The 25,903-nt window shown below is 69.0% G+C and carries 19 protein-coding genes and 1 pseudogene; 6 read left to right on the top strand and 14 right to left on the bottom strand.

The features are described 5' to 3' along the window. Window positions 1–32: 32 nt before the first annotated feature. Window positions 33–1,067, bottom strand: coding sequence for an anti-sigma factor RsbA family regulatory protein (locus BFF78_RS28880; RefSeq protein WP_079161521.1), 1,035 nt, complete (start codon window positions 1,065–1,067; stop codon window positions 33–35). A 162-nt stretch (window positions 1,068–1,229) separates the two neighbouring features. On the opposite strand from BFF78_RS28880, the gene BFF78_RS28875 reads away from it, so the two are divergent. Beyond that, entirely contained in the window at window positions 1,230–2,006 is a 777-nt protein-coding gene (locus BFF78_RS28875; protein ID WP_069781077.1) for an ANTAR domain-containing response regulator, read from the top strand. Between the two features lie 841 nt (window positions 2,007–2,847). Here BFF78_RS28875 and BFF78_RS28870 read toward each other — a convergent pair. From BFF78_RS28870 to BFF78_RS28860, 3 genes and pseudogenes are all read right to left on the bottom strand, one after another. Further along, window positions 2,848–3,939: pseudogene (locus BFF78_RS28870) on the bottom strand (UDP-N-acetylmuramate dehydrogenase); the annotation flags it as partial. A gap of 69 nt (window positions 3,940–4,008) precedes the next feature. Next, complete coding sequence (locus tag BFF78_RS28865; protein WP_069781075.1) at window positions 4,009–5,316, bottom strand: hypothetical protein; 1,308 nt, start codon at window positions 5,314–5,316, stop codon at window positions 4,009–4,011. A gap of 131 nt (window positions 5,317–5,447) precedes the next feature. Further along, window positions 5,448–6,749 (bottom strand): MFS transporter, encoded by a 1,302-nt coding sequence (locus tag BFF78_RS28860; protein ID WP_069781074.1) that lies wholly within the window; start codon window positions 6,747–6,749, stop codon window positions 5,448–5,450. Window positions 6,750–7,183: 434 nt separating this feature from the next. Here BFF78_RS28860 and BFF78_RS28855 point away from each other — a divergent pair, with 434 nt between their 5' ends. Then, a complete protein-coding gene (locus BFF78_RS28855) occupies window positions 7,184–8,221 on the top strand; it encodes a transcriptional regulator (RefSeq protein WP_227025957.1) in 1,038 nt (345 codons plus the stop codon). Here the strand turns inward: BFF78_RS28855 and BFF78_RS49400 are convergent. Together BFF78_RS49400 and BFF78_RS28845 are read right to left on the bottom strand one after the other, a co-directional pair. Next, window positions 8,218–8,937, bottom strand: coding sequence for a 4'-phosphopantetheinyl transferase family protein (locus BFF78_RS49400; RefSeq protein WP_069781072.1), 720 nt, complete (start codon window positions 8,935–8,937; stop codon window positions 8,218–8,220). The genes BFF78_RS28855 and BFF78_RS49400 overlap by 4 nt on opposite strands. After that, window positions 8,937–10,265: a cation:proton antiporter gene (locus BFF78_RS28845; protein ID WP_069783876.1), complete on the bottom strand. Its 1,329-nt coding sequence runs from the start codon at window positions 10,263–10,265 to the stop codon at window positions 8,937–8,939. Before BFF78_RS28845 ends, BFF78_RS49400 begins: the two co-directional genes overlap by 1 nt. A 376-nt stretch (window positions 10,266–10,641) precedes the next feature. On the opposite strand from BFF78_RS28845, the gene BFF78_RS28840 reads away from it, so the two are divergent. Then, a complete protein-coding gene (locus tag BFF78_RS28840; RefSeq protein ID WP_069781071.1) occupies window positions 10,642–11,835 on the top strand; it encodes a Cmx/CmrA family chloramphenicol efflux MFS transporter in 1,194 nt (397 codons plus the stop codon). Window positions 11,836–11,907: 72 nt separating this feature from the next. On the opposite strand, the gene BFF78_RS28835 is transcribed toward BFF78_RS28840, so the two are convergent. The 8 genes from BFF78_RS28835 to BFF78_RS28800 all read right to left on the bottom strand — a co-directional run bounded on the left by BFF78_RS28835 (window position 11,908) and on the right by BFF78_RS28800 (window position 23,080). Beyond that, window positions 11,908–13,083: a 3-deoxy-7-phosphoheptulonate synthase gene (locus BFF78_RS28835; protein WP_227025956.1), complete on the bottom strand. Its 1,176-nt coding sequence runs from the start codon at window positions 13,081–13,083 to the stop codon at window positions 11,908–11,910. A 7-nt stretch (window positions 13,084–13,090) separates the two neighbouring features. Beyond that, window positions 13,091–13,393 carry a 4-amino-4-deoxychorismate mutase CmlD gene (cmlD, locus tag BFF78_RS28830; RefSeq protein WP_069781070.1) on the bottom strand — a complete coding sequence of 101 codons (303 nt, stop codon included), beginning with the start codon at window positions 13,391–13,393 and terminating at the stop codon, window positions 13,091–13,093. Continuing rightward, window positions 13,390–14,319 (bottom strand): prephenate dehydrogenase dimerization domain-containing protein, encoded by a 930-nt coding sequence (locus tag BFF78_RS28825; RefSeq protein ID WP_069781069.1) that lies wholly within the window; start codon window positions 14,317–14,319, stop codon window positions 13,390–13,392. The genes cmlD and BFF78_RS28825 overlap by 4 nt, the downstream gene beginning before the upstream one ends. After that, complete coding sequence (pabB, locus tag BFF78_RS28820) at window positions 14,316–16,376, bottom strand: aminodeoxychorismate synthase component I (RefSeq protein ID WP_069781068.1); 2,061 nt, start codon at window positions 16,374–16,376, stop codon at window positions 14,316–14,318. The genes BFF78_RS28825 and pabB overlap by 4 nt, the downstream gene beginning before the upstream one ends. Before the next feature lie 85 nt (window positions 16,377–16,461). Continuing rightward, complete coding sequence (locus tag BFF78_RS28815) at window positions 16,462–18,054, bottom strand: MBL fold metallo-hydrolase (RefSeq protein ID WP_069781067.1); 1,593 nt, start codon at window positions 18,052–18,054, stop codon at window positions 16,462–16,464. A 22-nt stretch (window positions 18,055–18,076) separates the two neighbouring features. After that, on the bottom strand, window positions 18,077–20,899 hold the full coding sequence (locus BFF78_RS28810; RefSeq protein ID WP_069781066.1) for an AMP-binding protein: 2,823 nt from the start codon (window positions 20,897–20,899) through the stop codon (window positions 18,077–18,079). Beyond that, window positions 20,874–22,064, bottom strand: a complete 1,191-nt coding sequence (locus tag BFF78_RS28805) for a hypothetical protein (protein WP_069783874.1) — start codon at window positions 22,062–22,064, stop codon at window positions 20,874–20,876. The genes BFF78_RS28810 and BFF78_RS28805 overlap by 26 nt, the downstream gene beginning before the upstream one ends. Next, window positions 22,061–23,080 carry an AurF N-oxygenase family protein gene (locus BFF78_RS28800; RefSeq protein WP_069781065.1) on the bottom strand — a complete coding sequence of 340 codons (1,020 nt, stop codon included), beginning with the start codon at window positions 23,078–23,080 and terminating at the stop codon, window positions 22,061–22,063. Before BFF78_RS28800 ends, BFF78_RS28805 begins: the two co-directional genes overlap by 4 nt. 293 nt (window positions 23,081–23,373) lie before the next feature. On the opposite strand from BFF78_RS28800, the gene BFF78_RS28795 reads away from it, so the two are divergent. The 3 genes from BFF78_RS28795 to BFF78_RS28785 are packed head-to-tail and all read left to right on the top strand — an operon-like array spanning window position 23,374 to window position 25,808. Then, a complete protein-coding gene (locus tag BFF78_RS28795; RefSeq protein ID WP_227025955.1) occupies window positions 23,374–23,679 on the top strand; it encodes a hypothetical protein in 306 nt (101 codons plus the stop codon). 26 nt (window positions 23,680–23,705) lie between these two features. Then, a complete protein-coding gene (locus BFF78_RS28790; protein ID WP_227025954.1) occupies window positions 23,706–24,395 on the top strand; it encodes an SDR family NAD(P)-dependent oxidoreductase in 690 nt (229 codons plus the stop codon). Beyond that, window positions 24,396–25,808: a class I adenylate-forming enzyme family protein gene (locus BFF78_RS28785; RefSeq protein WP_069781063.1), complete on the top strand. Its 1,413-nt coding sequence runs from the start codon at window positions 24,396–24,398 to the stop codon at window positions 25,806–25,808. Window positions 25,809–25,903: the final 95 nt, after the last annotated feature.

The following is a 25,903-nucleotide window of genomic DNA, read 5'->3' as shown; positions in this document are numbered from 1 at the left end:
CTCCGCACCGCCACCGGTGCCGAACCACGTCCTCACCTCGCCAGGTAGCACCGGATCGCCGTACCACCGCCTCCCACATGCATCCGCACCAGATCCGCCACCAGATTGACCAGCAGCAGCCCACGCCCGCCCCGCTGATCGGGAGCGGCCGGCCGGCGGCCGGCCAGGGGGTCGGTGAGCCGGCCCTCGTCGTGGACCTCGCACAGCACATGCCCGCCCTCGCCCCACACCGTGAGCCCCCCGCCGCCACCGCCGTGGACGACACTGTTGGTGGTCAGCTCGGCGGTGATCAGGGCCAGGTTCTCCAGCCCCTGGCCGGTCAGGCCGAGCCGGGCGCCGTGCTCGGTGGCCAGGTGCCGTACGGCGGCCAGGGAACCCTCGTCGAAGGCGGCCCTGAGCACGCCCGGGCCGGCGCTGGGGGCGGGCGGCAGCGGCACGTTGTAGCGGGCGACCACGTCCTCGGGATCGTAGGCCTCGCTCCTGCGCCGCGCGCCGGGGCCGGCCGGGATGACGACCGGGTGGGTGGCGTGGGCGTCGGCGAGTGCGCGCCGGTCCAGCCGGGCGGTGTCGTACGGGCACAGGATGGTGACCTCGCGGCCCCGGAACGCGGCGTTGATCAGCGCCTCGTGCTGGGCGCAGGCCGGGTACTCGGCCGGGCTGCGGTCCGCCCAGACCGGCTCGCCGATGATGCGGACGCGCCGGCCGGGCGGCTGGGCGTCGGTGAAGGCGCGCAGGACGCCGGGGATGATCCGGCCGGGGTTGCGGCCGGCCTCCCGCATGTCCAGGAACCGTACGGCGTCGCCGTCGGCGCCCAGCGCCTCCCGGATCAGCCGCAGGTTCTCGCCGGGCACGGCGACCGCGACGGGCGCCCCGGCCGCGAGCGCGGTACGGACGAACGGCACGGTCCCGGCCAGGTACTCCCGCGGGTCGCCGTAGAACAGCGCCGGATGCACGAAGGGCTCGAAGGAGTCGCCGGGCTCGCCGGCCTGACCCGCTCCGGGCCGTGGCGGGGCGGGCGCCGGCCCGGCGCGGGCGCGCCGACCCCGCACCGCATCGGATCCGCTCATGCGTTCTCCCGTTCGCACAAGTACAGGGGTGCCCCGTATACGGCTCGGCTCACCTGCCCCGGACGGGATTTGGGGCGCGGCGGGTGTAGCCGCCCCGTGCCGGGGCACGCGAGGGGCGAGGCACCGGAGGGGACCCAAGAGGGCGGAGAACGGGACGCGGAGATGACTTCAGCGGCACACGCACCGCACACCGAACGGCCGGGCACCCTGGTCGTCGAGGGCCGCGCACAGGGTGGTCCGGTGGTCCTGCGCACGCGCGGCGAGCTCGTCCACGGCTGTACGGACACCCTCGCCGGGGTCCTGGCCGCGCTGCCGGCGGATGTCACCCGGATCGAGCTGGACCTGACGGAGGTGTCCTTCATGGACACCACCGGCCCGGCGTTCCTGGACGTGCTGCGCGAGTACGGCCGCCGGCACGGCATCGCGGTCTCGGCCACCGGCTGGCGGGGGCAGCCGCGCCGGGTTCTGGAGCTGATGGGGCTGGACACCACGGACCCGCTGCGCACCGCGCCGCCGGCCGGCCTGCCGCCCCGGACCGCCTGCGCGGTGGCCCTGGAGCGCGCCGAACAGCTGGACTCGCTGCGCCTGGAGATCGAGCAGCTGCGGCACGCGATCGACACCCGCCCGGTGATCGACCAGGCCCGCGGCATCCTGATGGCCACCCACGCCTGCGGCCCGGACCGCGCCTGGGACATCCTCCGCGAGGCCTCCCAGCGTTCCAACACCAAGCTCCGCCGGGTGGCGGCGGCGATCACGGCCAGCGCGACGCCCGAGGGCGCACCCCTCCCGGAGCCCCTGCGCACCGCCCTGCGGACGGCGATCAACCGCGGCGGCGCCGGCCCGGAGCCGGCCGAGGCCGCGCTCAGTACGGCAGGATGCGCCCCGACGGTGTCCTGCGGTCGATCTCGCGCTCGCGCGGGGCGGCGGGGCGCCGGCTGACGCGTACCCGGATGCGCCGGTCCATGACGCCCTCCCTCTGCCGGTACGGCCCGGCGGTGAATGCCGGTAGGAGGTGGGTGCCCACGACACGGCCTGTTCAAGCATGTACGGGTCAAGTACGGGGCCGTATACGGCGTTGCTCGTCATCGACAGGACGTACGTTTTTCGTCACGCCGACGCGTTGCCGTGAGTGTTTCGATGTTCCGGTTTCACAGGAAGCACGTAGATGTCATGCACGCCCGCGGATTCCGGGCGGGCACATGGTTTCGGCCTCCCCCAGCAACACCCTTGCTGCTGATGGTGACTGTGCGTCTACAGTGCCGTCGTGTCATCCAGAAGGTCCAGACCAGACCGTAGGGATGCACATGACCGTGCACGGGGAGGCAAGACAACACGCAGCATCAAACAGGCACCTCCCCGTGCGGCTCGACCTTCACGAGGGGGAATTCCATTGGGCCGCATACGAGCCTCCGCCGCCGCCCTGACCGCTGCCACGCCTGCGCCGCCCTTCTTGCCGGGGCGTCGTCCGCCTACGCCGTGACCTCGTACGAAAGCGACATCTGCTCGTCGTCCGGCAACAAGTACTGCTTCCGTCTTCACTACAACTCGCGGTCCTCGCAGACGTGGGTGTCGCACGGTTCGTGCTTCCTGTCCAACGTGATGGGCCCCGAGGAGTGCGCGGCCGCCGAACAGCTCGCCCTGCTGGGAGAGCGGAACGGCGAACCAGCCGGCCCGAGACGCGCCGGGCCATGTGCTCAGGCCAGGGGGTGGGCGGGAGCCAGTCACGGCAGAGGCATGAGCACGATCCGGTGGAAGACGGTGGCCAATAGAGGCCCGTGCGCTACGACTTCGCGATCTGGCGCCCCGGATACCGGCTGCGGGAATCCGGCTCCCGTTCCCCGACGAAGTCGACTTCCGGAGTGAGCCGCACCCCCGTTCGGCGCAGGGCCTGTTCCTGGACGATGTCGATGGCCCGGGTGAATTCGGCTGCGCTCGCCCCTTCGTCGGCGACCAGGGTGTAGTGCAGCGACGAGATGCGTACGCCCTCGGCGATCGGGGCGCCGAGTTCGAAGCCGGCCTGGCGGATGAGCCAGCTGGCGCTGACCCGGGTCGAGCCATCGGGGAACTCGTTGACCGGCGCGTTGCGGGCGCGCAGACGTTCCGCCTGGACCGGGGTGATTTCGGGACTGAGGAACACACTGCCGACCGACCGCCGGTCGGTGTCACAGCAGCCCAGCACCATGCCCTTGGACTTGCGGACGACGAGCACCGCCCCGGCGGCCTCAGACAAGGGGACCCGGCTGCCCACCGGGACATCGAGTTCCGTGGCGACCACGCGATAGGTGACCGGGGCGCTCAACTCCGAGCGGCGCAGGCCGAAGACCAGCTTCAGCAGGGTCCAGCGACGGGAGCCCTTGAAGACGCTGGTGCGGTGGCCCAGCCCGCAGGCCGCCGCCTCCATGGTGACGCTGCGTCCCAACGCCCAGTCCCAGGCGGTCACTTCGACCAGGGTGTCGGAGATCTCCTGCCCGTAGGCGCCGACGTTCTGGACCGGCGTGGCGCCGGTCGTCCCGGGGATGCCCACGAGCATCTCCATACCGCTCAGGCCCTCGTCGATGGTGGTGGCGACGAGGTCGACGAGTGGATGACCGGCCTGGACCTCGATCAGCGTACGGCCGTCGGCGGTGTCTCCCGCCCACCGCACGCCCCTGGTGTTCATCCGCATCACGGCGGACGAGCAGCCCAGGTCGCTGACCAGGACGTTGCTGCCGGCCCCCAGGCACACCGGTTCGTCGTCATAGGTGCTGGCGAGCTCGACAAAGGAGGGAAAGTCCGCCGGATCGTGCAGATCGACGAAGGCCGCTGCCGGGCCTCCGATGCCCAGTGTCGTCATCGGGGCGAGCGGTGCGCCGTGAGTGACTCGCATGTCCGTGGTGTTCTCCTTGGTGCCTGGGTACGACGGGCAACTCGTGGCCGGGGCCCCGGCTCCCGGCCGACTCTGTCAGCTTGCTGGCTCCTGGGGATCGGCGCTCAGGAGATCGTCTGCCCGCTGCACGAAGTCGCGTGCCGCCCGGTTGTCGTAGCGCTGGAACCTGTGGCGGAGGGCCGTCAGGCGAGCCCGGGCGCGCCCGGAGGTGGCCCGCCCGGCGAGGGACAGGGCGTCATGGGCGGCTTCCGCCGCGCCGTCCACGACGTGCCGGGACAGCCGGGCCTCGGCCAGCGAGGTGTGGTGCAGCAGCCGGTTCAGCGGCTGGCTCTCCCCGAGCAGTTCGATGCCGTGTGCCAGATGCTGCTCCGCCTGGTGGGGGCGGCCCAGTTCCAGCCAGGCTCGGCCGGCGTCGGCCACCATGACGGCCGGGGTCAGCCAGTAGGCCCAGGGGGCGTCGGCCGGCGGCTCACCGTGCCGGCTGAGCTCGGCCGCCGCGTCCATGGCCAGCCGGCAGCCGGTCTCGTCGCCGAGGCTCGCATGGGCCCGTGCCTCACGGGTGGCCAGCAACGCCGCGCCGAGGCCCATGTCTTCCACGGCCGAACCCTTGCGTGCGATGCGGATCAGACGCAGCGCCTCCTCGCCCCGGCCTTCCCATGTGGCGTGGTAGCTCATACAGGAAATGATGTACGCGGCCAGGGCACGGTCACCCGCTGTGTGCGTGGCGTGCAACGCGGTCACGAAACAGCTCCGGCTGCGCCTGGTCATCCCCAGGTCCGCGGCCAGCCATCCGGCGAGCTGGCCCAGCTCGGCGATGCCGCGGTGCAGCCGTACGCCGGTCTCCGCGTCGTAACAGCACTCAGTGGCCAGTCTTCTGGCCCATTGGAAGTCCTGGAACGCCCAGTCCAGCACCAGCCGGGTGCCGCGGCAGGCGTCGTCCAGCTCGCGCAGCTGACGGATCCGGGTGGTCAGCAGGTCGACGGCGACGGCGGGGAGTTCGTCGCCGCGAAGCCGCGAGGGCGCGTCTGCTTCGCCGGCCACCAGCCAGTCCACCGCGGCGGCGATCAGGTCGGGCCCGGGCTCCGCAGCGCCGCTCGTGCCCGAGGACCGGAAGCCGGCGGCCTGCGCCGCCGGATCCTGGGCTGCCGTGAAGTGCTGAGGCCACAGCGCTTCGACGGTGATGGGTTCGCGGAGCCGATCGGACAGGATCTGCGCGACCACGTAGGGGAGCCGGCGCCGGGGGCGTGCGCCCTTGAGCCAGTTGTAGGGGGCCTTGCTGCTGATGGTTCCGGTGCCGTACTTCTTGTTGATCTCGTTGGCCAGCTGCTCCGGCGACCACGCTAATCGCATCAGGCAAGTGGCCAGCAGTGACTTCTCGTTCATCGGGGAACCTCGACCTCCCCTGCTAGCACTTCCCTGGCCGAATGGCAGGAAATCTGTGACGGCGAACACACCTGTTGCAAGTGGGTTGCAGGTGCTCAGGGTGTGCGGTGGAGCAGCCCGGCGTGGAGATCTCAGACCTTGATCTCGGACGTCGCTGAGGGCCGGTGCCGGGGCGGTGGGCTGTCCGGTGCCGTCGTACGCAGCACGTACCGGTAGAGGAGTACGCCCACGGCCAGCACCGCGACCGCGAACAGGAAGGGCGCCTGGAACGTTCCGGTCGCCTGAGCCAGCCACCCGGTGAACATCACACCGAAGCCGGTGGCCGCCGTGTTGGCGAAGTTCATCAGACCGCTGACCGCCCCCACGGTGCCGGGTGCCGCCAGCAGGCCCGGCAGGCTCCACGCCACAGGGGCCGCGATGGCCAGCCCGGAGAGTGAGATCGACATCCAGCACACGGCCTCGGCCGCCGAATCGGCGGTCCCCGACGCCCCGATCGTGGCGCCGAGCGTCAGTCCCGCAGTCAGCACGTTCCTGCGGATCCGCACCGGGTCATGGCCCCGGCGCACCAGCCGGTCCACCAGCCAGCCGCCGACCGCGAGTTCGGCCACCGTCGCCACCGCCCAGGGGATCATCGAGTAGATGCCGGAGTTGAGCAGCCGGAGGCCGAACTCCCGCTGGAAGAACTCGGGCATCCAGGTGACCACCACGTTGATCGTGTAGCCGTAGCAGGCGAAGGCGAGGGACACGACCCAGTTCCTTCCGGTGCACAGCACGGAGCGGAGCTGCCCGGCATGCCCCCGGTCGGTGTCCCGCGCCCCGCCATCGAGGATGAACTCCCGTTCGCTGTCGCGCAGCAGGGGATGCTCGGACGGGTCCCGGTAGCCCCACCACCACAGAGCCGAGAACACCAGGCTGAGTGCCGCGCTGAACAGGAACCCGGCCCGCCAGCCCCACTCACTCATCACGAACGCCAGCACCGGGAACGCCACCATGTTGGCGAACTTGGTGGCGCCGTCGAACACCGCCGTCGCCGTGCCGCGTTCGCCGAGCGGAAACCACGCGGCGGTCGCCTTGGACGCGGAGACCATGGACGGCCCCTCGGCCACGCCCAGCAGCAGACGTGCCGCGATGAGAGGACCGAGTCCGCCGGCGACCGCGGTCAGCAGGCTGGCGACGGCCCACAGGGCGGACCCGATACGGGTGAGCCGGGAGACGCCGAAGATGTCCACCAGGGCGCCGGCCGGCAGCTGGACCAGACAGTACGACCACGTGAACGCGGCGAGCACGACGCCGAGTCGACTCAGATCGAGGCCGAATTCATGAGCCAGGGGCGAACTGGCCACCGATAAGGCCGTCCGGTCGACGAAGTTGACGACTATTCCTCCGGCGAGCAGCCCGCCGATGGCCCAGCGGGTGCGTCCAGGGTGCTTCACAGGAGCGGGTCACCTTTCACGAAAGGGCGCGCCGCACGCGTGCGGTGCCGAACTGACCAGACTGACCAAGCTGACCCGCGTGATCACTTCATGCGGCATCACCGGTGTGGTGCAGTGAGATCCACCGTATGTCGCCTGCGGGGAGGAACCGCCTGTGCCCGACGTGTCAACCGGTGGTGCAGCACGTCCTGACGACGGACGGGGGGCACAGCTGCGAACAGGACTGGTGCCCGTGCGGCCCTTCCTGTTGTCCGGTTCACCACGTGCGGCCGCGGAGGACATACGGCACGTACAGGCCCTGGCCGAGTCGGAGGCCGCGCTGCCGCGCGGGAAGCACGGGGGTCCCGCCCGCGACCATCGCCGCCCTGCAGAGACGTTCAAACGCGAACGAGGCGCGTTGAAGGCCAGGGGGTGGGCGCCTGCGCCGTTCCAGCGTGTCCGGGCGGGGGCCTTCCACCGTTCCTTGTCATCGACGATGTGCACTCCTGGAGGCATTGATGTCCGAAACATCGGATCAAGGACAGGCGTCGAGCTTTGACATCGACATACGGTCCCTGCTGCCGGCCGATTCGCCGCGCTTCACCCTCGACCACGCACACGTACGAGCGCTGGCGGAAAGCGAGGCGGAGTTCCCGCCGATACTGGTGCACAGGGCGACATTACGTGTCGTCGACGGCATGCACCGGTTGCGGGCCACGGCACTGCGCAACCGACGCACCATCAGTGCGCGCTGGTTCGAGGGGGACGAACAGGCTGCCTTCCTGCGCGCCGTGGAGTGCAACATGCGCCACGGACTTCCGCTCTCGCGCGACGAACGGAAGCAGGCCGCACTGCGGATCTTACGCGCGCATCCCGACTGGTCCGACCGAAGCATCGCCGAGATGACCGGCTGGAACGCCACCGGCGTGGGGGCGCTGCGTCGAGACATTACCGACCCAGGTGCACGGCCGGAGACACGCGTCGGCCGTGACGGCCGGGTGCGGCCGTCGAACACCGCCGAGGGGCGCCGCATGGCCGCGGAGGTGATCAGCCGGAACCCAGAGGCCTCGCTAAGGGAGATTGCGCGGCAGGCCGGGATCTCGGTGGGAACCGCACGTGATGTACGCCGCCGACTGGCCAACGGCCAGGAGGCCATTCCGGCCGGCCGGTGCTCAGGCGGACCCACAGGCACCACGCCGACAAGCACGGACGAAGACCGTATGAGGCTGGGCCGCGTACCCGATCTCGCTCACCGCATCACCCTCTTCGACGGACTCCGCAACGATCCCTCGCTGCGGCTCAACGAGAACGGAAGGCTCGTCCTGCACCGCCTGCGCACGCAACTGCGGACCACCGAAGAATGGAAGCGCCTCGCCCCCACCGTGCCCCTGCACGGACGGAACGCCGTGGCGGACATCCTGTCCGCCTGTGCGGACGACCTCAAGGAAATGGCCCAGGAGCTGCGTTGCGCCGAGGACTCGCTGGCCGGCTAACGCCGCCCGTACACGGTGTCGCGCCGGACCCGCCCATGAGCGAAGGCGGAGACCCCATAGGAGACGGCGGTGACGACGAGGCGGCGGCCAACCCGCCACCTCCCGTCGAACTCGTGGAGCGGTCGCCCCTCGTCGTCGTGGCCGGTCCGCAGCAGGCGGGCACGGAACGTCTGCCGGTACGGCTCGAGAGCCACCTCCGCCTCGCGGAAGTCCAGCCAGGTCCGGGTGAGGGGGAACCAGGCCTTGTACACGGATTCCTTGGCGCTGAAGAACAGCCGGTCCCAGTGCACAGTGGGATGGGCCTGGCGCAACGCCGCCAGGTGGTCCCGCTCGCGCGGTGAGGCGATGCGGCCGAGAAGGCTCGGCGGCAGGGGCAAATGGGGTTCAGCATCGATGCCCAGAGCCGCGATGTCGATCCGCCGGGACACGACGGCGGCCCTATAGCCGTCGCAGTGGGTCATCGAGCCCACCACCCCCTCCGGCCACGTTGGCGCACCCCGCTTCCCCGGGACCATCGGTCCGGCCGGTCGGCCGAGGGAGGTAAGGGCGACGCGGGCACAGTGACGCACGGTGGCGAACTCCCTGCGCCTGCGGTCGGTTGCGCCACTCAACGCGGCGGCTTCCTCCGGAAAGAGCCAGGCGCCGGGGACATCACCAAACGCCTCAGCGCTCAAGGCCGCCTGGGGCAGGAGCCCTGTCAGGAGGGTGGTATTCATCACTTTGCCTCCGACGACTTCGCGCCCACGGGCTCGGCCGGCTGTGTGTGCTTCGGCCTCTCGGTCCACTCCTCAGCCAGCTCTCGCAGATCCGCGTCGATCATCTGGCTCGGATAGGCCCAGCGCAGCAGCGGTGCGGTCATAGCGGTGGTGACGAGGGCCATGACCACCATCAGTGAGTACAGGTCCGTGTCGAGCAGCCCCAGTTGCAGGCCGACGCCAAGGATGATCAGTTCGGTGAGGCCGCGGGTGTTCATGAGGATGCTCAGCGTCGTGGCCGATCGTCCGGACTGGCCGGCGACCCGTGCTCCCAGGTAGGCGCCCCCGAACTTGCCACCGATCGCCACGAGGAGGATCAGACCCAGTTCGCCGAGTCCGTCGCCACCCACTGTGGTCAAGTCCACCTTCAACCCTGCCACCGCGAAGTACGTCGGCAGCAGCATCCAGGTGATCGTCTCAAACCGGTCCTTGAGCGCCACGCGCAGCCTTTCCGTTCCGTGGCGTGGCACGATCGCGCCGGCAAGGAACGCACCGAAGATGAAGTGCAGACCGAACCACTCACTCAACGCGCCGGAGACAAGCAGCAGTACCGTCAGGGCGCCGAGCGAGCCGGCTCCGATCCCATCCTCCCCAGCCCCACGTGCGAGGTCTTCTCGGCCTCGCTCCGGCGCGGCCAAGAGCCTGCCGAGCAGCGGCCGTACCACCCCTACCATGGCTAGGGCATACGGCACGACCAGCAGAACCCGCCAGGAATTCCGGCTCCCGGTGAAGGTGAGTACGGCCGCAAGCAAGAGCCAGGCGATCACATCCCCGACGGCCGCGCTCGCCATCGCCAGCACGCCGACCCTGGTGTGCTGGATACCCCGGTCGGTGAGGATGCGGGCCAGCACCGGGAACGCCGTGATGGACATGGTCGCACCGATGAACAGCAGGAAGCCGAGCCGGTGTCCGACCGCGTGGTCATTCCACAGGTATAGCGCGAGCAGGACACCGAGTCCGAACGCGCAGACGATCGACCCGACGGACACCCCGGCCGCGGCACGCCCGTTCCCGCGCAGCATCCGGTAGTCGAGTTCGAGCCCGACGAGGAACATGAAGAGCGCGACTCCGAGGTTGCCGAGCGTGGTGAGCATGGGCCGGATATCCACGGGTAAGAGCGTTTCCGACAGGGCGCCGTGAAACAGGGTCGGACCGAGCAGGATGCCGGCGAGGATCTCGCCGATGACCGCCGGCTGGCCACACCGCCGCGCGAGGCGCCCGAGCACATGCGCGAGCACGAGTATCAAGGCCAAACCGACCATGATCATGGCTGTTTGGTAGGTGGTCATGAGCACTCCGTCTTCACAGGTCGCCGTACACGCGACGGCGACGGCGTCGTACCGGTTCAGGGGCAACAGAGAGGCCGGATGCAGGGGCGACTATTCGTTAGACACGGCGATCCGGGCGTTGCTAAGTTGAGAAACATGTCCAGTCCTGAGGCGGAGAGAAGCTAGCCACCGGTGATCCGGTGGCTGATCGCGTAACTCTCTGACGCCCCCTGCCTTCTTCGGCGTAGCCGCCGAGCAGCGCGTCGCGAATCCGCCACGGATCAACCGCATCGCGGGACAGCGCCCGGAGGTCTCTCCAGGCCATCTCCCATGCAGCGCATGCCCTTCTGTCCATGCGTTGCGTCTTCCTGATCTGCGATGTAGTTGGAGCTTCTTCATGCCTTTCGCCATCTACGTTCTAGGGCTGGCCGTCTTCGCCCAGGGAACGTCGGAGTTCATGCTGTCCGGTCTGGTACCGGACATCGCCGCCGATCTCGGTGTGTCCATTCCAGCCGTCGGCTCGCTCACCTCGGCCTTCGCCGTCGGCATGATCGTCGGCGCGCCGCTGGTCGCGATGCTGAGCTTGCGCTGGCCGCGCCGCCGGGCACTGCTCGCCTTCCTCATCACCTTCCTTCTCGCGCACGTCGTCGGCGCCCTCACCGACAGCTTCGAGATCCTTTTCGTCACGCGGGTGATCGCCGCGCTGGCCAACGCCGGCTTCCTCGCAGTCGGCCTCGCGACCGCGGCGAGCATGGCCGGTCCGCAGGCCAAGGGCCGGGCGACGTCGGTGCTGCTGAGCGGTGTGACCCTCGCCTGCGTCGCCGGTGTGCCGCTCGGCGCCGTACTGAGTGAGTTCTGGGGCTGGCGCTCGGCGTTCTGGGGCGTCGCGCTCATCTCCGCGCCCGCCGTCTTCGCCATCCTGCGGTCCGTACCGGCGACGCCCGTCGACCCCGACGCTCCGAGCGTCCGCCACGAGTTGCGGGCGCTGCGCACGCCTCGGCTGGTTCTGACGCTGGTGCTCGGTGCGCTGGTCAACGGAGCGACGTTCTGCTCGTTCACGTACCTCACACCCGTCATCACGCATGTCACGGGTCTGAGCACCGGGTGGGTGCCCGCCACGCTGGCGCTGTTCGGCATCGGATCCTTCGTCGGGGTCAACCTGGGCGGCCGACTCGCGGACAGCCGGCCCGGCCAGGTGCTGGCGGTCGGTGGCGTGGCGCTGCTGGCGGGCTGGCTGGTGTTCGCCCTCACCGCCGGCAACACGGCCGTGGCCCTGATCCTCGTGTTCGTCCAGGGGGTGCTCTCGTTCGCGGTGGGCTCCACCCTGATCGCGCAGTCCCTCTACACGGCCTCGGACGCACCCACGCTGGCCGGCGGCTTCGCCACCGCCGCGATGAACGTCGGCGCGGCTGCCGGTCCGGCCCTGGGCGGTGTCGCCCTGAGCGCGGACTTCGGCTTCCGCGCTCCCCTGGTAGTGAGCGCCTCGCTCGTGACGGCCGCGATGGTACTCGGCGGCGTGGCCCGGGTGGTCGGCAGTGGCAGCGGCACCACGAGCCGTCCGGCGGAGCGCTCGCTGGAGGCCCGTTCGTAACCGTGGCCCGTGGCTCCAGGTGGCCCGTCCTCCGAGCGGAGGTCGGGCCACCGGCCGTGAACGCGGGTGGCGCTAGAGCAGCGCGAGGAAATGGGAGACCATCTCCGCCGACTGCTCAGGGTTCAGACGCGGGTCGCAGGTGGACCGGTAGTCCGTGAACCGCGGCTCCTCATCACGCTCCGACACACACTCCGTGACCGGGTCCGGGGTCATCTCCAGGTGGAGGCCGGCAGGCCACTGCCCCCGTTCCTGCAGCACACGGGTGAATGAGGTGATCTCGGACCGCATCGGTTCAATCAATCTGGTCTTGTGTCCGGACAATCGCACACCATTGCCGTGCATGGGGTCGCAGAGCCAGACGACCGGTGCGCCATGGCGGGCCACCGCGTCGACCACGAGTGGCAGGAGCCGGTCCACGTCCTTCGCACCGAAGCGGACGATGAAGGTCAGGCGCCCGGGAACGCGCTCCGGGTTCAGCGTCCGGCTCAGGGCTACAGCGTCCTCGGGCGACACCGTCGGCCCCAGCTTCACCCCGACAGGGTTGTGCACGGCCTGCGCGAGAGCCACGTGGGCGCCGTCGGGCTGGCGCGTCCGCTCGCCGATCCAGCCGAAGTGGGCGGATCCGCTGTACGCGCCGCGCGTGCCTTCCCTCACCAGGGGTCGTTCATAGGGCAGGAGCAGCAGTTCGTGCGAGGTGTACACCCGTTCCAGGATCGGCCGTCCCGACCAGGAGCGGCGGAGCTCGTCGAGGACGAGCCGCGAGCATTCGTATGCGGTGAGGAGCCGACGTGGTTGCGGGGTTCGCGCAACCGGTTCGAACTCTGGGTCGTTCACGGCATCGCCGCAGTAACTGGGCATCTGACGGCCCGAGTCCTCCGCCTCGAAAGGCGAGGACCGTGGTTTGCCGTACTGGCCGGCGATCCTGCTGACGGCCACCGTGGGCGAGCGACTGCCCGCCCGCATGATCGCGGCGAGCCCCTGGAGGTTGTCCACCTTCTGCCGGACCAATTCCGGTACGGCCTCGTGGAAGCGCTCGGCGCAGTCACCGCCCTGGATGAGGAGAGCCGAGCCGCGAGCGACCAGTTCCATCCCGCGCATGAGGTCGACGACCTCGTCCTCGCTGGTGAGTGCGGGCAGTCCGGCCAGCTCCCGTTCCACGTCGTCGAGGGCCGCCTCGTCCGGCCAGTACGGCTGCTGCGCTGCCGGCCGCTGCGCCAGGGACGTGTGCGTCGTAGTCGCGTGCATCATGCTCTCCTCATCGTCGGTCGCCGACTTCCCGGTCCATCACCAAATCCTCGACGCGGCACATCTCGGCGATGATCGCGTCGTAGAGGTTCACCAGGAACGTCTCGTCGAGGCCGTGGTCGACCGCGTAGCGTGCAGCCCGCTCTTTGACCAGGTGGACGCGGCCGGGCTGCATCATCGGCACGCCGTGCCGGGACTTGTACCGGGCGATGCGCACGCCGCAGTCGATACGGCGGCGCAGGGTGTCCAGGAGCGTCCCGTCGAGGAGGTCGAGTTCCGCGCGCAGCCGGTGCAGCTCGTCCTGCTCGATCATCGGTCTGTCTCGCCTTCGTCGTTCGTGTGGTGGATGGTGCGGAACAGCTCATGGCATCGGTCCTGGTATGGACCGAGCTCGGGTCCCATGAGCCGCCGGAGCCTCCCGAAGGCCGCGTCGAGACCCTCGACTCTCCGGTGGCCACCGTCGCTGTCGTCGTCACCGATGAGTGAGTCGAAGGCGCGCAGTGCGTCGGCGAGCGCGCGGCGCGCGGCGGCTGCGTGAGGATTGGACCGCTGGATGTCCCCGTACACATCGGCGCTGCCGCCGAGCACCCGGGCCAGCAGGGTGAGCAGCGTGAGATGGGGTGGCGGTGCCGTCGCCGTCAGTGTGCGAACGTCCACTCCCAGACGGTCGAGGGCGAGGCCGAACGACACGATCACTGCGTGGGTCAAGGCCTGGGTGGTGGCGGCGGTCCGGTCGTGTTCCTCCGCCGTGAGCCGGACGAGCCGGCCGTTCCGACGTTCGATCAGTCGCAGGAGGGCGGTCACTCCGGGCCCGTCCCGTGTGACCACGGCGGCGACGGGCCGGCCGGCCATGCCGGCGGCCGGAGCGAACATGGGGTTGAGACCGACATGCTGGATGCCGGGGGCCTGGGCCGCGAGTTCCTCGACCATGGCCGTCCTGACGGACAACGTGTCCGCGAGCAGCGCGCCCGGTCGCATGAGCCGGGTCACCGGCGCGACGGCCTTGAGGGCCACCGCCTCGTGGACGGCGAGTACGACGAGGTCCGCGCCGGCGACGGCGGCCGACAGCTCCGGCCCGGGAGCGGTGATGTCGGCCACGAGGCAGGAAGTGCGTTCCTCGGGAGGCGGCGCGATGTCCACGACGAGCGTCTGGCTGCCCGCCTCCCGAAGCAGGTCGGCGAACATGCCGCCCACCGCTCCGCACCCGCCGACGACGATGCTTCGCCCGAAGCCGCTCATCGAGCACCCCCTATGGTGGTGCCGTCGAGGGCAGACAGCATGGCGCGCGCCTTCACCACGGTCTCGGTGAACTCCTCCTCTTGGTCGGAGAGGGCCACAATCGCCCCGCCGACGCCGAACTCCGCCCGGCCCCCGGCGAGCACGATGGTGCGGATGACGATGCTGAGGTCGGCGGCGCCGCTCAGGGAGAACCAGCCCAGTGCGCCGGAGTAGACGCCCCGGGGTCCTTCCTCCAGCCGGTCGATGATCTCCATGGTGCGCTTCTTGGGCGCACCGGTCATGGAGCCACCGGGGAAGGCCGCGCGTACGCAGGCGGCGGCGCTGGTACCGGGCCGCAGCCTGCCTCGGATCGTCGACACCAGCTGGTGCACGGGCGCGTAGGTCTCCACCTCGAAGAGACGGGGTACGTGAACCGAGCCGATCGCGCAGACGCTGTTGAGGTCGTTGCGCACCAGGTCGACGATCATCAGGTTCTCGGCCCGGTCCTTCTCCCGGCCGGCCAGGTCCGCCCGGAGCCGTTCGTCCTCCTCAGCCGTGCCGCCCCGGGGCCGGGTCCCCTTGATGGGCTTGGACTCGACACCGCCGTCCGCGCCGATCGTGAGGAACCGCTCGGGCGAGGCGCTGAGCACCGAGAGCTCCGGGAACTCGAGCAGAGCGCCGTAGGGGACCGGGCTGATCCCGCGCAGCGCGGAGTAGAGCGGCAGGGCCGTCGCCTCCGTCGGCGCCGTGACCATGTTGGTCAGGCAGATCTCGTACGACTCGCCGTTGCGTATTTCCTTGAGACATTCGTCGATGCGCTTGAGGTACGCGTCCTTGTCGTGGCGGGCCTGCACGACGGGCCCGAAGTCCGCCGGCGTCTCGGCGGTACCGAATGCCAGGGCGGGAGTGCGCTGCGCAGGGATGCGGTCGGCGAGCTCGGTGAGGCGGTCGGCCATGTCCCGCAGCCAGCCCCGCGCCCCGTTGTCCTCGCCCCAGCGGTCGAGGGCCAGTAGGTAGCAGCAGCCGTCCTGGTGGTCGAGCACGATCAGCCGGTCGGTGAAGAGGAGTGCGGCGTCCGGGTGCGGGGATCGGTACGTCGGTTCACCGATGGTCTCCGCCTTCAGCTCGTAGCCGAGATAGCCGACGTAGCCGAGGTTGAACTCGAACGGCAGACCGGGCGGTGTGGGAATGCGCCGACGGTCGAGCTGCTCCTCCAGGTAGGTGAAGAAGGACTGCTGTGTCCGCGTCGTCCTGCCATCGGAGTGACGGACTGACACCACACCGTCGGCGACCCGGTAGGTGACGTACTCGGCGAGTGGGCCGCGGTCGTCGCCGAGGAACGAGAAACGTGTAGCGCCTGGGAGGACGGCACTGCTGTCCAGCCAGAATGTGGCGCCGGTGGGGGGAAGGCAGGTCCGGCGCACCTCCTCGGCGTCCGGCAGCACGTCGACGCGTCGCACGTGCACCTCGTAGGGGGCGGCCTCTTCGCTCCGCCGTGCGCGGTGGTGGGCGAGGGCCAGGTCTCGGAAGTTGGCCAGGATCTCCCGGCCGAAGTGGCTGCCGATCGACTCCGGATGGAACTGGACGCCCCAGAGGGGCTTCTCGCGGTGCCGCAGCCCCATGACCACACCGTCGTCGCTCCAGGCGAGGGGCTCCAACTCGTCGGGGAGGTCGGCGGCGGCCAGGGAGTGGTATCGGACGGCGGCGAATGGGGAGGGCAGGCCTTTGAAGACGTCCGCGCCGGTGTGCCGCACCTCGGAGACGCGGCCGTGCATCGGCTCCGGTGCGAGCCCGACGGCTGCACCGAAGAGCTGGGCGATGCCCTGGTGGCCGAGGCAGACGCCGAGGACGGGCAGACCGCTGTCCGTGATCGCCTGTCGGCTGATCCCGAAGTCCCTGGGCCGGTCAGGGCTGCCGGGCCCCGGCGACACGACGATTGCGTCGAAGTCCTCGACGGATAGCCGCGACCAGTCGGTGTCGTTGGGCACGACGACGGGCGGCTGACCGGTCGCCTCGCCGATGTACTGGAACAGGTTGTAGGTGAACGAGTCGTAGTTGTCGATCAGGAGCGTGCGCATGGTGGGGCACCTTGTCTCGAGGGCTCATCGGGGAGCGCGTCGAAGGCCGGCCCGCGGGTCGCGGGGCCGTGGCGGGGGAACACGCTCACAGGCGCAGCGTCCGCCGCAGGTGCAGCCGCTCGGCGGTCGCGCCCTTGTCCCGCACGTGCCGCACCAGAAGGTCGCTGTCCACGATGGCGGGATGGTTCTCGTCGTAGTCGATGGCCATCACGACGCCCATCCACGGTTCGAGCCCCATCGCGTAGACGTAGACCTCGTCCGGCCGCAGCGCATCGACGATCTCCTTCGCCTGGGGGAAGTTGGAACCGTTGAGCCGGCGACTCTGGTCGGTGCGCCGGTCCAGAGGCTCGCCGTACAGCGGGCCGTAGATCCAGCTGGCCGCCGCGCCGATGCTTTCCATGCCGATGAAGACGGTGTCGACTTCGCCGATCAGCTCGGTCACCTTTGCGTACATCGTCGGCGAGATGTTCGTGGAGTCGGCGGCGAACAGTACCGAGCGCTCCCCGAACCGGATCAGCCAGCCCGTCTTGCTGCGGATACGCAGGTCGCCGTGTTCCCCGAGGAAGGGCAGCGAGACGACTTCGGCGGAGCCGCAGCGCAGCGTCTCCAGGTCGTCGACCTCGACGACGTCGGTGAAACCCAGCCGTCGCAGGATGCCGCCGAGTCCGGGGTCCACCAGGCTGGCGTTGGAGGACTTGGGGATCAGGACCCTGCCCACCCGGTGACGGATGCGGAGCAGGGTCTCGAACAGCATGTGGTCCTGATGGTTGTGGGTGATGAGCAGGTGGTCGATGCGCTCCGGCAGATCGGCGAAGGTGAACCGGTTCTCCGCCCCTCCGGGGTAGCCGCTGTAGCTCAGCACCGGGTCCACCAGGAAGGTCGTGCCTTGGTAGCGGGCGAACACGCAGGCGTGCCCCGCGTATTCGAGCACGTCGTCGTCTGGGGTCGCGGCCGGTTCCAGGTCGGGTGCCTGGGCGGGTTCGAAGTACGAGGCGAACAGCGCGGCCCGCTCGCCAGTGAGCCCGAACCGTGCCGCTAAAGCGGCGAGTTCGGCCTCGGTGAGACCGCCTCGGAAGACCGTGTCGAGTAGCGGGGAGTTCAGGGGAACGTCGACGAGCAGGTGCTCCGGGGTGTACTCCAGCATCGGTGTCGTGAGCGCGAACTCGCGGGCGTCCTGCTCGACCGGGCCGAACCGCACTTGCTGCCATGACTCGTCGTAGTACTCGGACGCGTACATCAGCGGTTCGATGAAGCGGTAGTCGGGTGTGCGGTTGTCCCTGCCGTAGAAGACCTCCACGCGCCCGGCGAGCGCCGGTGGCAGCACCTGGTAGACGGGGTCGAGGGACTCGCCGTGGTGGCGGGGGAGGATCTCCTCCTCCAACTTCCGCATCGCTTCGAAGAGTTCTCCGAGCCGCTCCCGCCACGGAGCCGTGTCCCGGTACCAGGCCTCGATCGCGTCGCGGTGCTCGTGCGCGTGGATCCAGGGGCCGCCGTGCATCCGGCGCTGCCGGACGGCCGCCGCGTGAGTCTGTGGGTCCTTGAGGTAGCTCTCGACGATGGGGGTGAATCGGTTGTGGACGAAGCGGGCGAGAGTCTGCGGCGGCAGCAGGTACGACCAGCCGTACCAGCCGGCGATCACCGGCTCGACCACGATGTTCTGACGTAACGAGTAGCGCATGCCGGCAACGGCTCCGTTCCTGTTAGCGCGGCGACGACGCGTGGGCGGCGCCGGTCTGGGCCTCGGTTTCGGGGGCCGTCGGCGGTGTGCCGAGCAGACGGCCGAGGATGTCGTGGTCGACCTCACGGTGGGGTGTGCGCCACCCGGGGCCGCGCAGCGCCGCCTGCATGGCGGACAGGAGCGGCGGGTGGACCTCTCCACCGTCCCGCACCCGCTCGAACCACTCGGCCGGCGCCAGGACATCGGACTCCGAGAGGCCGGCGTGGTGGAGCAGCTCGCCGAGCGAGTACGTGCGGTGTACGACGACCGCAGAGCCGGAGCCGACGCCCCCGGCCGTGCCCGCGTCCGCCTGGAGGCCCCTGAGGAGGCTCTCGGTCAGGGTGCTGACGTCGCAGACGGGCACGTAGCCGTCCAGGCGGGGCATCGCGCGCAGACGGCGCGCCGCCTCGATCAGGCCGGTGAACCAGTCGTCCTTGAGGTAGCCGTGGTCCTCGGGCCGGTGGCCGTATACCAGGCCGGGGCGGTAGTGGGAGACGACGCACCCCACGTCGGCGAGGGTGTTCACGTACTCCTCGCTGAGCAGCTTCGACCGGGAGTAGGGGTCGCCCACGGCCTCCAGCGCCGCCGCCGACAGGGGGGCGAAGCGTTCTCCCGCCGAGGCGGCCGAGAGGAAGACGAAGGAACGGGCGCCGAAGGCGGCAGCGGCGCGGACGACCAGCGTCGTGTTGCGTACGCTGCCGTTCATGTGGCTGTCCAGCGGCAGCAGGTGGTTGACCTGATAGCCGCAGTGCACCACACCGTCGAGGGCGGGGCCGCGCCTTCGGTCCACCCACTGTTGCAGTTCCTCGTATCCGATCGCCCGTACGCGGGTGTAGGCGGCGACGTCCCGCCCGAACCTCGTGCGGTGCTCGTTCAGCACCCGGTCGGGGTCGCCGGTGCTGACGACGAGGACGGGGCGCCCGACGGACAACAGCCGGTCCAGGACATGCCCTCCGATGAAGCCGGAGGCGCCGGTGAGGAGCACGGCCGGGTCGCCGTGCTCGGCCCACGACGCCGTCTCTCGACGGAGTAGCGGCAACTCGACCCGCAGTCTGGTCAGTTCGGCCTCCACCCGGCCCAGAAGGACCTCGGCGGCGGACTCCCCTGGCGCAATGGCCTCTCCACGCAGGTGACGCAGGAAAGCGGCCGGGGTGAAGTCGTAGTCCATCGAGGCGAACGCGGCCTCGACGGCTTCCTCGCCGTACCTCTCGGAGAGTTTGACCTGGATCTGGATCACGGCTAGGGAGCTACCGCCCGCATCGAAGATCGACGTGTCTGGGTCGAGCTCGCGGCCCAGAACGGCAGCTACGACGTCAAGCACGTGGCGCAACTCCGACGCGTCGGCGGCCAGGGCGTCGGACGGCGCTGCGAGCCGCTCCCGCAGGGCGTTCCTGTCCACCTTTCCGCCTGCGGTCAGCGGAAGCGCGTCGGCCAACATGATCCGGTCAGGCGCTTCCCAGACGGGCACCAGGCTCCTGATCCGGCCCATCAGCGACTCCTCCGTGTCGTCGCTGTCGGCAGTCGTGGCCAACAGGATCGTGTCGTCCTGCCGTATGAGCGCCACATCGCGGTTCAGATGGTGGGAGAGAGTGGACTCGACGTGGGCGAGGTTGACACGGTGGCCCAGCCGCTTGATTTGCTCGTCGATTCGTCCGATATACGACAGTTCGCCATCGTCGGCGAGGGTGACGACGTCGCCTGTGGCGTATGCGGGGGTGCCGTCGACTGTCCCGAACACCTTGTTTTCGTCCGGGTGCCCGCCGGCGTAGCCGAGTGCCACACCGTCACCAACGATGACGAGTTCGCCGGTTCCGGCCGTGGCATGGTCGCCAGTGTCGGAGTCGCGCACGAACGCCCGGAAGCCGTCGAGGGGAGTGCCTATGGACGGCGTGAACTCCGTCAGCTCGGCGAGGGAGAAGCAGACCGTGGCCTCCGTCGGGCCGTAGGCGTTGAATACGCGGCTGTACCGGGCCGCCTTGTGGAACTCACTCTCGCCCAGGGCCTCGCCGCAGAACTCGACTTTGCGGATGCGGCGACGTGCCGCCTCGTCGAGCCGTGCGTAGACGGACGGCGAGAGCATGGCGAGGTCACAGCCATGGGCGGCCAGGTGCCGCGAGACCGACCCCAACCACGACGCCTGATCCCACACAGGTACGACGAGGGTCGCGCCCGCGTACAGGGCCCCGAGGATCTCGCTGATGGAAGCGTCGAAGGAGAGCGAGGCGAAGTGCAGGACGTCGTCGTCCGGCGTGATTTCGAGGAGTCGCTGCAGGGAGCGGCACAGGTTGAGCAGACCGCCGTGCCCGACGTCGACGAGTTTGGGATCACCGGTCGAGCCGGAGGTGAAGATGGAGTATGCGACGCGGGAATGCGGCGGCGCCGCGGGCGCAGCTGCCGCGTTGTCCCTCGGCACCGGGTCGGTGGGCCAGCCCACGTCACCAGCGTGCAGGGCACGGACCCCGGCCTTCCCGGCCCGTACGAGCGTCTCGCGGTCGAAGCAGACGACGAGCCCCGCGTCCGCCGCACGGACGAACTCTGCGAACCGGTCGGCGGGCAGGCCGGGGTTCATGGGGGTGTGGACGGCGTGGCTGCGCATCACCGCAAGGGCCCAGACGACGGCCTCCGCCGTGTGTTCCCCCGCGACCAGGACCCGGCGGCCGGCGGCGCACTCGCGGTCGATCCAGCCGGCGAGCACGCTCGTGGTCCGGTCGAGTTCCTCGTACGTCCAGGTGCGCCCGGCGGTCCGTAGCGCGGTGCGCTCGTGATGGCGCCGGAAGAGGTCAGTCAGCAGGTCCGAGAGTTCCACCGCTTGCTCCTATTCGCTGCTTCAGCCGGTCGATGACGTCGGCCGCGGTCCGGGGGGAGAGGAATCCGCGCTTGTACTGCATCCGCAACAGCGGCGGGCCCGGCCACGACCGGTCGGCGAGGAATTTGAGATCCTCGAAGACGCGCGCGCTGCGCACGGGTATCCAGCGCCACAGGGTCGGCTCCGGGCGCATGAACGTGGTGTCGGAGACGACGACGCGGGGCATCCGGCCGCTCGTGAACGCCGTGGCGAAGGCGGTGAGGTCGGACATCGTGAACCGGCCGAGCGACTCGTGGAACCGCCGGGTCTCAGCGAAATACGCGGGGGTGTACTCCGCGGCCGACACGGCCTGCACGACGAGCGGCTTGATCTCGACGAAGTAGCCACCCTTCGTCGCGAACTCCCAGCGGGAGAAGGGGTACTGGAGTACCAGTCCGCCGCCGACGGCGGGAAGCAGGGCGGCGGTGACAGCGCTGAGCAGTTCGTCAAACGTGACGCCTTCGCGCAACGGGAGCCATTGCTCCATCGAGGCGGAGATCGTCGGGATGCCCTTGCGGCCCGGTACCGGCAGGTCGCCGAGGGCCCGGGTGACCTGCGTGGGATCAGCGGCCGGCAGGCGAGCGTACTGCTCGACGGTCGCCTCGTGGCGGCGGTAGCGGGCGCCGATCCGGGCCGACGAGATCTCGCCCCGCAGGTGGGCTCTGATGTGCCGGAGCAGGTCGACCACGTCGGACAGGTCGACGATCAGATGGCTGAACTTGACGAAGACGACGTACTCCCCGTTCACGTGGGGCCAGTACGCCAGGTGCACCGCTTCATCGATCCGCAAGGGATGGGTGTTGTGGTATGCGGTGACCAACTCCGCCAACTCGTCGAGGCCGCCGTCGACCGGTCCCGGCTGTGGGGCGAGGGTGACGACCACGTCCTCCTCCGCCACGTCGACCAGGTGCGTGAGCGCCTGGGTGAGCCCGAGCCGACGGACGAAGTCCTGCCACGCGTCGGGGTCCTCGACCTGCCCGGCGTCGACGGTTCCGATGAACGCCGTGCAGGGGTTGACGTCGCAGTCCAGGCCGAGGTCGGCGAGGAAGCTGTAGATGTCGCGTACGGCGACGGCGGCGGGGCGCAGGTCACGCCGGGGCGCCGTCTCGCGGGCGCTCGCGGTCATCGGGCCACCGTCGTGCCCCAGTCGAACTCGACCTGATCGAGGACGTCCATCTCCATCAGGAGGCGGTGGATCCCCGAGTGGTCCTGCACGAGATGGGTGCCGGTCTGCGCTTCGCGCACCTCGGCGGCGGCCTTCTCCCAGCCCTGGACACCCTCGAACGCGGCGATGGTCTCCCAGGTCGTGAAGTCGGGAGCCACGAACGCTTCGAGACCTGCGCCGACCTTCTCCAGCAAGAACCGGCGGCGGTCGGTCGGCAGCGCCTCGTACACCTGCTTCATCATCTCGCCGGAGATCGAGGCGTGGCAGTATTCGTCGCGGTTGTGCAGTTTCACCGTGGTGGAATTGACGACCTGGATCTCCTGGTCGTTGGCCAGGAGATCCAGGAAGGCGTTGATCGAGATCTCGGCGACCGTCGCGAAGCCAAGCGTGGTGAGGTTCCGTTCCCACTGCTCCTCGCACCGGTCCAGATGGGCCTTATGAATCGCTGTGATGTGCGAGTCCGGCAGCACCCGGTCGGAGAAGTCTCGCTGGCGCATCCGCCGCGTCACCGCGCTGCCGTTGATGTGCATCAGCGTGTGGTACTGCTCGTCGACCATGGCCTGCGCGACGGCCAGCTCCAGCTGCCGGCCCCCGAGTCCGGGGTACGCGCCGCCGATGACCAGCTCGAAGGCCGGATTGGCGATCCGCTGCTCGACCAATACCGTGGTCCGGTTGTAGGCCACCCAGCCCCAGCTCAGCAGCCGCGAGCGGGTCTCGTCGGAGAGGCGCTCCCAGATCGGATGGGACCGGAAGGGGATCATGTCCTCGCGAAAATCGGGGCGGTCGAGGTCGTAAAGGGCGTAGAGGTCGGGTTCCTCGCGCTTGACGGCCGCTCGCCGGTGCCAGTTTCCGACGAGCCGGTTGATGACCGCGTTCTCCGCAGGGTCGTTCGGATCGAATGCCGGTAATCCGGCGATCTGGATATGCCCGTCACTGTGCCCGCCATCGCTGTATTTTTCGTCCGTGTGGTCGCGCATAGCCCACCCCTTCCTTCTCTTCCCGCTGTGGGCGCTGCCCTTTCCGGGTCCGGCGGCTTCGAATTCTGTGGACATCGCCCGTCGCTCGCAAGGGTGTGCAGATCGCTGCCCTGTACAACTGAAGGAACCGGACAGTTGCACACCCGCCGGAGGTCGCCGTCGACCTGTACAAGATGAACAGCCTTGCGGGTGCCCGGAGCATGTGAAATAAACATTCAAGCGTCGGCCCGGATCACCTGCCGGCCGACGCGCCCCGATCTGTTCTGTCTGTTGTGCTGGACGGAGGCTCGATTGTGAAGGAACGAATCCAGAGCATCGTCGTGATGGCGCTCGACGAGATCAACCGGACGCGTGAGGAGAAGATTTCCACCGACAATGTGCTCGACTTATGCCTCTATGGTGACGCCGGCGTCTTCGAGTCGATGTATCTGGTGGCCTTTCTCTCGGCGGTCGAGGAGAATCTCGAGGACGAGTTCGGCGTGGAGGTGTCGCTCACCTCGGAGAAGGCCGTGTCTCGCCGGGTGAGTCCGTTCAGCAGCGTGCGCAGGCTGATCGGCTTCATCGAGGAGGAGCTAGAGCTCGTCGGTGCCCACGGTTAGCGCAGGTCACCCGTCTTATGATCCTCATGATCACTGGCACCCGGACCGGGATCGGCAAGGCCCTCGCGGAGCACTTCCTCGAGATGGGCCATGACGTCATCGGGTGCAGCAGGAGACCTGCGGGCGTCGACCATCCGCGCTACCGGCACCATCAGGTGGATCTCGCGGACCTAGGCCAGACGAAAAAGATGTTCCGGAGCGTCCGGCAGGAATACGGAAAGCTCGACGCGTTGGTCAACAATGCCGGCACGTCGTCGATGAACCACTTCATGACGACGCCGGACGAGGTTTCCCGCAAGATCTTCGACATCAACTTCTTCGCCGTGCTGAACTGTTGCCGGGAAGCGGTCAAATTACTACGGAAGACGACGGAGCCGAGTTCCGCGATCCTGAACATCTCTACAGTCGCGGTGCCGTGGGCCCTCGAAGGACAACTTGCCTATTCAGCCAGCAAGGGCGCCGTCGAACAACTCGTCCGCGTGATGAGCAAGGAACTGGCCGCATTTGACATCAGGGTCAACGGAATCGGACTTCCACCGGTTCACACCGTACTGACGAGAACCGTTCCCCGACCGAAGATCGACGAACTGATCACACGTCAGGCGATATCTCGGCAGTGCACAACGGCCGACATCATTGGTCCGGTCGAGTTCCTTATCGGCAGACAGTCGGGGTTCATCACGGGCGAGACGCTCTTCCTTGGGGGTGTGCACTGAATGCGCGACGAACTGGTGCGGAGGTTCGAGGACTTCGGCACACGGACGGCGCTCTTCGACCGGGGAACCGCCGTCACCTACGCGGACCTCCTGGGCCGTATCCGCGACACGCGGGAACAGCTGGCGCAACATGGTGTGGCGCCGCGCGAAACCGTGATCGTGCACGGCGACTACTCGCTGGACTCGGTGGCGGCGCTGTTCGCGCTCTTCCTCGACAGGAACGTGGTCGTGCCAGTGGTGACCCTCACCGACAACACGCTCGACACCCTTGTCGAGCACTGCCGGCCGGGCCACCTGGTCAGGGGGACCGACGCGGGAATCGAGATCCGGGCTCTCGGGCAACAGGCCAGAGATGCCGGGCCCGGCGCAGGCGCGGACACCGGCACCACAGTCGTGCACGGCCGGCTCGGCAACGAGGACGCCGCCGGGCTCGTCCTGCTCAGCAGCGGCAGCACCGGTGCGCCGAAGGTCATCCTCCACAGTCTCGACGCCCTCGTCGGCGAGAAGCTGGGGAAGCGGCCCCGCCGTCGGCCGAACGCCCTGAACATCCTCATGGTGCTGATGTTCGATCACATCGGTGGCATCAACTCGCTGCTCAGCACTCTCCTTGTCGGCGGCACTGCGGTACTCCCCCGCAATCGCACCCCCGACGAGATCTGCGCGCTGATCGAACGCCACCGGATCCTCGTCCTCCCCACGAGCCCGACCCTCCTCAACCTGATCATGGTGGGCGACTACCACCGCACATACGACCTCAGCAGTCTGCGCCTGATCACGTACGGCACCGAGCCGATGTCCGAGGAACTGCTGCAGCGGGTCAACAGAAACTTCTCGGGGGTGCGGCTGCTCCAGACCTTCGGGACAAGCGAGACCGGCATCGCCAGCACCACGAGCGAGTCGTCGAGCAGTACGTACTTCAGGATCGCCGACGGCAGCGTGGAGTACCGGATCGTCGACGGTGAACTCCAGCTCAGAAGCCGGACCCAGTTCCTCGGCTATCTGAACTACGACGACGACTCGCTGACCGAGGACCGCTGGTTCAGAACCGGGGACCTGGTCGAAGAGGGCGCAGACGGATACCTCCGGATCAAGGGCCGCGCCAAGGAGGTCATCAACGTCGGCGGCGAGAAACTCCTCCCGCTCGAACTCGAGTCCATCCTGCTGACCAGTCCCCTCGTCGAGGACTGCGTCGTGTACGGGAAGCCGAACGCCATCACTGGTCAGTCCGTGTGCGTGGACATCAAGCCGAGGGGCGAGCTCACCCGCGCGACCCTTCGCAAGCACGTGGCGGAGTTCCTGGCCGACAAGGTCGAACCGTTCAAGATGCCCTCGAAGATCAACGTGGTCGAAACGATCGCGGTGTCGGATCGCCTGAAGAAGGTGCGGTTCCGGCCGGGCGGCGACGGGGTGTGAGGGCCCCCTTCCCTGCCTCGCGAGCCCCGGTCTTCCTTCCGCGCTCCGTGACCGCACCGGCGCGGAGTCGCATCAGCCTGTTCCCGTCCCAAGGA

The sequence above is a fragment of the Streptomyces fodineus genome (assembly GCF_001735805.1).
Lineage (GTDB): Bacteria > Actinomycetota > Actinomycetes > Streptomycetales > Streptomycetaceae > Streptomyces > Streptomyces fodineus.
The sequence above is the reverse complement of the archived record's forward strand: the minus strand, read 5'-3'. Positions and strand labels throughout refer to the sequence as shown.